Annotated in this window: 5 protein-coding genes; 4 read left to right on the top strand and 1 reads right to left on the bottom strand. The window is 67.5% G+C overall.

The genetic code is table 11. The features are described 5' to 3' along the window. A partial coding sequence (locus tag BLQ76_RS16995; RefSeq protein ID WP_139184038.1) for a methyl-accepting chemotaxis protein occupies positions 1–1,409 on the bottom strand: 1,409 nt, incomplete at its 3' end. Positions 1,410–1,637: 228 nt separating this feature from the next. Between BLQ76_RS16995 and BLQ76_RS16990 the strand changes: the two genes are divergently transcribed. The 4 genes from BLQ76_RS16990 (at position 1,638) to BLQ76_RS16975 (ending at position 8,793) form a co-directional block, all read left to right on the top strand. Further along, positions 1,638–3,014, top strand: a complete 1,377-nt coding sequence (locus BLQ76_RS16990; RefSeq protein WP_090675728.1) for an MFS transporter — start codon at positions 1,638–1,640, stop codon at positions 3,012–3,014. 75 nt (positions 3,015–3,089) lie between these two features. After that, positions 3,090–4,991, top strand: a complete 1,902-nt coding sequence (locus BLQ76_RS16985; protein ID WP_090675726.1) for an alpha-amylase family protein — start codon at positions 3,090–3,092, stop codon at positions 4,989–4,991. Positions 4,992–5,282: 291 nt separating this feature from the next. Then, entirely contained in the window at positions 5,283–6,212 is a 930-nt protein-coding gene (locus tag BLQ76_RS16980; protein WP_090675723.1) for an enoyl-CoA hydratase-related protein, read from the top strand. A gap of 154 nt (positions 6,213–6,366) precedes the next feature. After that, positions 6,367–8,793 (top strand): putative bifunctional diguanylate cyclase/phosphodiesterase, encoded by a 2,427-nt coding sequence (locus BLQ76_RS16975; RefSeq protein WP_090675722.1) that lies wholly within the window; start codon positions 6,367–6,369, stop codon positions 8,791–8,793. Positions 8,794–8,827: the final 34 nt, after the last annotated feature.

Raw genomic sequence — 8,827 nt, 5'->3', positions numbered from 1 at the left:
TCGCTGGCGGCGCCGGCGTTGGCCTGCGTGACCTGGTCGAGCTGGACGATGGCCTGGTTGATCTGCTCGATGCCCACCGACTGCTCGCGGCACGCCGCCGTGATCTCCGACACCAGCTCCGCCGTGCGCCGGATGTCGGGCACAAGTTGCTCGAGGCGCTCGCCCGCCAGCTCGGACGCGCGCAGCGTCTCGGCCGACAGGAGCCCGATCTCGGCCGCCGCCCCCTGGCTGCGCTCGGCCAGCTTTCGCACCTCGCTCGCCACCACCGCAAAGCCCTTGCCGTGCGAGCCCGCGCGCGCCGCCTCGATCGCCGCGTTCAAGGCCAGAAGGTCGGTCTGGCGGGCGATCTCCTGGATCACCGAGATCTTCTGGGCGATCGTGCGCATGGCCTCCACCGAGGACTGCACCGCCGTGCCGGTCGCCTCCGCGCTCACCCGCGCCTTGGCCGCCACCGCCTCGGTCTGCTGCGCGTTGTCCGCGTTCTGGCGAACGTTCGCCGTCATCTGCTCGACGGCCGCAGAGGCCTCCTCCGAGGCGGACGCTTGTTCGCTCGACCCCGACGACAGCTGTTCGGCGGTCGCGGCCGACTGCATGGAGCCGGCTGCGACCTGGGAGGACGAGGCGTTCACATCGCCGACGATCATGCGCAGATGCGCGCGCATCGCGTTCATGGCCCGCAGCAGATCTCCGATCTCGTTGGCCTCGGCGCGTGCGTCCGCGCCCGACAGGTCGCCCTCGCCGATCTCGCGCACCAGCGACACGGAGCGCCCGAGACCTCGACCGATCGAGATCGCGATCCACGCCGCCGTCGCCGCGCCCAGCGCGATCGCTCCACCGATGATCGCCACGAGCAGCGTCATTGCGCGATCGTAGCCCGCCTTCGCCTCGACCACGGTCGATTGGGCCACGCCGTCCTGCAGGGTCACCAAGGCCTCGATGTCCTTGATCACGTTCGCCATATGCGGCGACGCGTCCTTTTCGAGAACCGCGAGCGCTGCGTCGGTGGCGCCGCTCGTATGCGTATCGGCCGCGCGGCGAGTGGCATCGCGATATGAAACCATGCTGGTTCCCAACGTCTCGACGCGATCCAGAGCAAGCTTGGTGCGGCTGCGATAGGTCTCGAGCTTGCGGACGCTCGCCTCCATGCTGGCCTCGGCTTCGCGGCGCAGCTCGGCGGCGCGTGCGGGATCACGGGTCAGAAGAGCGCGGTTCGTCAGTCGCCCCGCATTCATCACGTCGGACCGGATCTCACCCAGCAGCTTGGCCTGCTGGAAGGGACGTTCGATGAACGTCTCAAGGCGAACCTGGGAGGCCTGAAGTTCGAGAACGCCGGTATAGCCAACCAGTCCGGTCAGGGCGATCACGGCCGCGAAACCGCCGATCAATCGAGCCTTGATGGTGAAACGCATAACTCTGGTCCCCGTTAAGACCAGTCCTGAATGCCACCGATTGCGTTCCTTACACGTTAAGAGTGCGACATTCCGGCCATCCCATGACGGTCGCTGTCGGTGGAGGTCGCATCGCTGTTCGCGCCGGGCCCCGCCCCTATATGCAAGGGCTCGACGGGTGGTCGGCTCCGGCCGCCCCGGCCGGCCGAACCTGCTGATCCTCCCCTTCCGGCAAAAGTCCGAAGACCCATGTCCTCAGCGACCCATGACGGGCTGCCCCAGCCGGCCCGCTCCCTTGCCTTCGCGACGATCGCGCTTGCGCTGTTCACCGCGGTTCTCGACGGCGCGATCGCCAACATCGCCTTGCCGCCTATCACCACCCAGTTCGGCATTCGGCCGGCGGATGCGGTCTGGGTCGTCAACGGCTATCAGCTCGCCATCACCATGGCGTTGCTGCCGCTGGCCTCGCTTGGCGAAATCCTCGGCTACAAGCGCGTTTATCTCGGGGGTCTGGCCCTGTTCACGCTGGGCTCGGGTCTTTGCGCGCTGGCCGGCGAACTGCCGTTCCTGATCGCGGCCCGGGCGATTCAGGGCCTGGGCGCGGCGGGCATCATGAGCATCAACATCGCGCTCGTGCGCTTCGTCTTTCCGCAGAACCAGCTGGGACGCGCGGTCGGCAACGTCGCGGTCGTGGTCGGCGTTTCGGCGGCAGCGGGGCCGACCGTCGCCGGCCTGATCCTGGCGGTCGCGCCTTGGCAGGCGCTGTTCCTCGTCAACGTGCCGATCGGTGCGCTGGCCCTGTTCGTCGGCTGGCGCACGCTGCCCCAGACGCCCCGCTCGGGCGCGCGCTTCGACATGCGCAGCGCCGTCCTCAGCGCCGCGACCTTCGGCCTCCTGATCTCGGGCATCAACGATATCGGCCATGCCGATGGCGCCGGCCGCGCCGCGTTGCTGATCGCCGCCGGCGTGATCGTGGGCATCGTGTTCGTCCGCTCGCAGCTGCGCCTTCCCGTTCCGATGCTGCCGGTCGATCTTCTGCGCCGGCCGGTCTTCGCCCTGTCGGCGGTCTGCTCGGTCGGCTCCTTCGCCGCCCAGGCCATCGCCTTCGTGTCGCTGCCCTTCCTGTTTCACGACACGCTCGGCCGCAGCGCGTCCGAAACCGGCCTCCTGCTCACCCCTTGGCCCATCTCCACGGCGATCGCGGCCTTCATCTCGGGGCGCCTCGCGGATCGACTGGCGCCGGGTCGGCTGGCGGCCGGCGGGTTGTTCCTGTTCTGCGCCGGGCTCGTCTCGCTGACGTTCATGCCGTCCTCTCCCAGCGATGCCGACCTCGTGTGGCGTCTGGCCTTGGCGGGCTTCGGTTTTGGAACCTTCCAGGCGCCCAACAACCGTCTGCTGATCACGAGTGCGCCGCGCGAGCGCGCGGGCGGTGCCAGCGGCATCCAGTCCACCGCCCGCCTTGTCGGCCAGTCGCTCGGCGTGGCGATGCTGGCCAGCATCTTCGGTCTCGTGCCGGATCATCCGATTCCCGTGGCGCTCGGTCTGGCGGCCGCCCTCGCCGCCGCCGGCATCGTGCCCAGCGCCCTGCGGCAGGAGGAGGCCAAGCGGGAGGCGGCGCACGCGTAAGGCTTGGCGACCGTTCATGCCACGAGCGTGCTATCGATGGGCCCGGTCGATGCGACGCGAGGGGGGAGCGCAGGCATGAGCGGCGAGAACGCGAGACTGGAGCGCCTGCGCACCGCGATCCGGCACGCCGGCCTCGTTCCCGATGCATCGTTCGACCGTCGCCTCGAGGAACACCTGCCGCAGCTCGCTCGCGAGTTCGGCGCCGTCTATGCCGATCATCCCGAGCACGAGCGCGAGCTCGAGGCCGTCGTCGTGCTGGCGGCACGCGCCTCCGCGGCGCGTCCCGACGATCTTCGCCACCTCGACAAGCGTCGCGAGGGCGAGCCGGCCTGGTTCCTGTCCAACCGGATGGTGGGGGGCGTGTGCTACGTGGATCGCTATGCAGGAACCCTGCAGGCGATGCGCGAGCGTATTCCGGCTCTTTGCGAGCTCGGCCTCACCTACCTTCATCTGATGCCGCTGTTTCGTTGCCCCGACGGCAACTCCGACGGGGGCTATGCCGTGTCGTCCTATCGCGAGGTGGACCCGCGTCTCGGCACGATGACGGACCTGCGGGACTTGTGCGGCGCGTTGCGCGCGAACGGCATCTCGCCGGTGGTCGACTTCATCTTCAACCACACGTCCAACGAACACGAATGGGCGCGCCGTGCCTTGGCGGGCGAGCGCGAGTTCGAGGACTATTATCGTATCTATCCGGACCGCCGCATTCCCGATCTCTTCGAGCAGACCACGCGCGAGATCTTCCCGGACGACCACCCCGGCTCCTTCGTTCCCCTGCCGGACGGACGGTGGATCTGGGCCACCTTCTACCACTTCCAGTGGGACCTGAACTACGCCAACCCCGCGGTCTTCCGTGCCATGGCGGGCGAGATGCTGTTTCTCGCCAACCAGGGCATCGAGATCCTGCGCATGGACGCGGTCGCGTTCATCTGGAAGCAGCTCGGCACGTCCTGCGAGAGCCTTCCCGAGGCGCACCGCCTGATCCGCGCCTTCAACGCGCTCTGCCGCATCGCGGCGCCCGCGCTGGTCTTCAAGTCCGAGGCGATCGTCCACCCCGACGAAGTCGTGTCCTATATCGACGTGGCGGAATGCCCGATCTCCTACAATCCGCTTCTCATGGCGCTGGGATGGGAAGCGCTCGCCACGCGCGACGCCCGTCTCCTGCAGCTCGCGCTCGATCGGCGCCAGCAGTTGCCGGAAGGCTGCGCGTTCGTGAACTACGTGCGCTCGCACGACGACATCGGCTGGACCTTCGACGACGCGGAAGCGCGCGAACTGAACATCGATCCCGGCACGCACCGCCGGTTCCTGAACCAATTCTACGTGGGCCGCTTTCCCGGCTCCTTCGCCCGGGGCGAGCCGTTCCAGGAGAACCCGCGTACCGGCGACTGCCGCATCGCCGGCACGACCGCCTCGCTGGCAGGCGTCGCCGCAGGCGATCCGCTGGGTGTCGACCGCGTCGTGCTTCTGCACGCGATGGCGCTCGCGGCGGCCGGCATCCCGCTTCTGTACCTGGGCGACGAGGTCGGGCAGCGGAACGACCCGAGCTACATCACCCGTCCCGGCGAGGCCGGTGACAGCCGCTGGCTGCACCGCCCGATCCGGGTCGAACGGTTCGACGCCGGCCGGCATGGCGCCGACACGCCGAGCGGTGCGATCTACCGGCGGCTTCTGGATCTGATCCGTATCCGCCGCTCGACACGTGCGTTCGCAGGCAATCGGATCCACGGGTTTCAGACGGGGGTCGATGCGGTGGCGGGACTGTTGCGTCCCGATCCCGAGACGTCGGCTCTGTTTCTCGCCAACTTTGGCGACCTAGTCGCGCGCGTCGATGGTGCGCGCTTCCAGTCCATGCCCGGATCGGGGCGCGACCTCGTCACGGGACGACAGCTCACGCTGGTGGACGGCGTCGAACTCGCGCCTTGCGCATTTCTATGGCTCGCCTTCGATCCTTCGACGGGGAAAACCGGGGACTGACCGTTCGGCGACCGTTACCTGCCGCAGCGTCATTTGATCACGATTTGTTTCTCATTTTTCCTTCGTGCCAGACTCCAATTCCATAACCTGGGGTAGCGCGAATGGGGCAAAATTCCAGCGGAATCAAGGCACACATCCCGCCAGCGGTCACGGCGTCGCAGGTCGCGTTGCACGCGTCCAACCTGCGAATGACGTCCTTTTTCGTTAACCATTTGTTAAGCTTGGTATACCCGAAGCTTAAGAAAGCTTTAACGTTTCTCCTGCCCCTCCCCTCCGGCACAGAGAACCGCCATGAGCGACACGCTGCAACGACCGGTTGTCGATCTCCCGACCACCGTTCTTCCCCCTATCGGCGTCGCCGACGCGATCCGCGCCATCGCCGGTGACCTGCCGCAGGTCAATCTCGCCTTCGAGCCTGCCCAGTCGCTGCTTTGGATCGACCTCGCCCCCGAACCCAAGCCCGTCTTCACGATGGAATGCATTGCCAGCGTGGCCGCGGTGCAGGACGCGGTGATGGCCTACAACGCGGGCAAGCCGAGCGAGCCCGTCCGCTTCCTCGCCTATCGCTCCCGGGGCGAGGTCTTCTCGCTCGGCGGCGACCTCGACTACTACCTAGCGTGTCTGGCATCCGGCGATCGAGGCGGTCTGGAGCGCTATGCGCGCCTGGCCACACAGGTGATCGAACTCAACACCAACGGTTTGCGCGGGCAGGTCATCACGCTCAGCACGATCCACGCCCGCGCGCTGGGCGGCGGCATCGATCCCGCCCGCGCCTGCAACGTCATGGTGGCCGAGGATCGGGCAAGCTTCAGCTATCCCGAAGTCCACTACAACCACTTCCCGATCTCGGCCGTCCCGGTTCTGATCCGCCGCGCGGGCGCGATCGAGGCCGAGCGCATTCTCACCTCGGGCGACGTCTATGCGCCCGAGGAGTTCCTGGCCAAGGGCGTTCTCGACGCCGTGGTGCCGGCAGGCGCTGGCGAGGACTGGGTCCGGCGCTACGCCGAGAAGGCCGCCACCAGCCATCGCGCGCGGATCATGCTGTTCGAGGCGTTCAACCGGCGGTTCGGCGACCTGCGGGGCGAACTGACCGACGCGGCCGCGCTTTGGGTCGATCACATCATGAGCTTGAACGCCGTCGAGGTCGCCAAGCTGCAGCGTATCGCCAACGCGCAGAACCGCATGCTGTCGCGTCGCAGCCGCGACGCCGCTGCGGCCTGAGGCAGCGACACGCGGGATCGGGGCCAACTTCTTGATTCGGTTAACCCGACGCTAGGAGTCGTCTGCGATCGTCTGCGCTGGAGCAGACACAAAAGAGAGGCCGCCCGGCATCTGGTGGGAGACATCCGGGCGGCTTCGATCGAAAGAATCGGCCATGAGATTCATCGGTGCCTCCGCCCCGACGGTTCGCCCGGCCCAGGCCGTCCGTACCGGGCGGCCGCCGAAGCGGGGACAGACGCGGGACCTCGACGCCTACCGCCATCTCGTCGGCTCGCTCTTTTCGTCGCCGGCGTCGATCGCGATCTCGAACCTGATCGGCGTCTTCGTTCCATGGTTCTGCTGGCATGTCACCGGCGTCGACGTCTTCCTGTGGCTCACGGCTCTCACGGCGCTGACCTTCGGCGCCCGCATGGTGACCGTGCTGCGCTACACCCGCCAGGCGCACGATCTCGACACGTTGGCGCGGACGCAGGCCTGGGACCGCGAGTTCCTGGCGGGAACCACGATCTTCGCGGTGCTGGTCGGCATCAACTGCTATCTCGCCCTTGCGGGAACCGATAGCGTTCCCGCCCATATCCTGACGATCGTCGCGGGCATCGCGTTTGCCTCCGGCTTCGTCGCGCGCAATGCGGCGCGTCCCGTCTTCGTGATCCTGCAGATCGCCTGCCTCGCGGGGCCGATGGCGGCGGGGCTCGTCGCGGCCGGCCATCCCTACTATGCCGGCATCGGGGCCTTCATCGTCTTCTACGGCCTCACGAACGTGGTGATCACGTTCTCGATCAACCGCAACCTCGTCGCGCTCGCCACAGCGCACCGCGAGGCGAACGAGCTGTCGCTCCTGGCCAAGCGCGAGGCGAGCAAGCTCGACTCGGCGCTCAACGCCATGGTTCAGGGCCTCGCGATGTTCGACGATGCGGGCCGGCTCGAGGTCTGCAACACGCGTCATCAGGCGCTCTATGGCCTGGGTGATCCCGATCGGCTCCCGTGCGCCTTCAACATCTTTCTGGAAACAACCGTCCAGAACGGGATGCTGGCGCCGGCCACCGCCGAACGCATCGGCGTGCTCGGAACCGAGGCGCTGACCACCCAGCGCCCGCAGGCGGGCGAGATCGAGACCCGGACGGGCGATGTCCTTTCGCTCTCGCTCGAGCCGACGCCGGAGGGCGGCGTCGTTCTCACCACGGAGAACATCACGACCCGCAAGCGCGTGGCGGCCACGATCGAGCGCATGGCCAATACCGACAGTCTGACGGGTCTGCGCAACCGCTTCAGCTTCAACCAGGCGCTGGTGGAAGCCTGCCGCGACGCGGACGGACAGCCCTTCAGCCTCCTGTCGCTCGACATCGACAACTTCAAGACCGTCAACGACACGCTGGGACACGGCGTCGGCGACGAACTTCTCCTGCGCGTCGCGGAACGGCTGCGGCGGCTCGTGGGAAACGAGGGCACCATCGCCCGCTTCGGGGGCGACGAGTTCCTGATTCTCCTGATCGAGGACGCAGGCGCCGCCCTCGTGGCCGCGCGCCGTCTTCTCGACGACTTCCGTCTGCCCTTCGAGATCGACGGTCGCATCCTGCACGTGACGATCAGCGTCGGCGTGGCGAGTTGGCCGGTTCATGGAACCGTCGCGGCGGAGATGATGAGCGCCTCGGACATGGCGCTCTACGCGGCCAAGAGCGCTGGTCGCAACGCCGCGGTCCTCTTCACGCGCGAGATGGCGGAAGGCGTCCATTCGCGGCGCACGCTCGAGGAGAACCTGCGCCTAGCTTGGCGCGACCGACGCTTCGCACTCCACTACCAGCCGATCGTGGAGCTCGCCTCGGGCCGCGTGGTCGCCTGCGAGGCGTTGATGCGCTGGCCGGTCGAGGGGAAGGGCTTCGTTTCTCCGGCCGAATTCATTCCGTTGGCCGAGCAGATGGGGCTCATCGTTCCCATGGGCGCCTGGGCGATCCGTCAGGCGTGCCTCGATGCGGCCGCTTGGCCGTTCGATGCGGACGTCGCGGTGAACGTCTCGGCGATCCAGTTCCGCGACCCCGACGATCTCGTCCGCAGCGTGGAGATCGCGCTGGCCGATAGCGGCCTCGACCCCGCGCGCCTCGAGCTGGAGGTGACCGAGTCGCTCCTGATCGACGATGCCGACGAAACGCTTGCCGCCATGCGTCGCCTGCGGGCCCTCGGCGTGAAGCTGGCGCTCGACGACTTCGGAACCGGCTACGCGTCGATCGGCTATCTCGCGCGCTATCCCTTCACGAAGGTCAAGATCGATCGCTCCTTCGCGCAGCTTGTGGCGACCGACGACACGTCGCGTGCGATCATCGAGACGATCTGCGCCCTCGCCCATCGCTTCGATCTGACCGTGGTCGTGGAGGGCATCGAGACCTGCACGCAAGCTGACGAGATTGCTCGCCTAGGTGCTGAGTTCGCGCAAGGATACCTCTTCGCCAAGCCGCTCGACGGTGCCGGCCTGCAGACGTTGCTCGCCCATCCCGGCCTGTGTCTGCCACTGCCTTCGGCGCCGGTCACGGAGGCGACCGTCGCTTGTCAGAATGGGGGTGGACAGCTCGAAACGCCTTCCCTATAAGGCCCGAACTCCTCGCAAAGAGGCGGCGTCAGAC

The organism is Aureimonas jatrophae, from assembly GCF_900104035.1.
Lineage (GTDB): Bacteria > Pseudomonadota > Alphaproteobacteria > Rhizobiales > Rhizobiaceae > Aureimonas > Aureimonas jatrophae.
The sequence above is the reverse complement of the archived record's forward strand: the minus strand, read 5'-3'. Positions and strand labels throughout refer to the sequence as shown.

Coding starts and splice junctions, on each gene's coding strand:
- BLQ76_RS16990 (WP_090675728.1), top strand. CDS start 1,638: ATGTCCTCAGCGACCCATGACGGGCTGCCCCAGCCGGCCCGCTCCCTT.
- BLQ76_RS16975 (WP_090675722.1), top strand. CDS start 6,367: ATGAGATTCATCGGTGCCTCCGCCCCGACGGTTCGCCCGGCCCAGGCC.
- BLQ76_RS16980 (WP_090675723.1), top strand. CDS start 5,283: ATGAGCGACACGCTGCAACGACCGGTTGTCGATCTCCCGACCACCGTT.
- BLQ76_RS16985 (WP_090675726.1), top strand. CDS start 3,090: ATGAGCGGCGAGAACGCGAGACTGGAGCGCCTGCGCACCGCGATCCGG.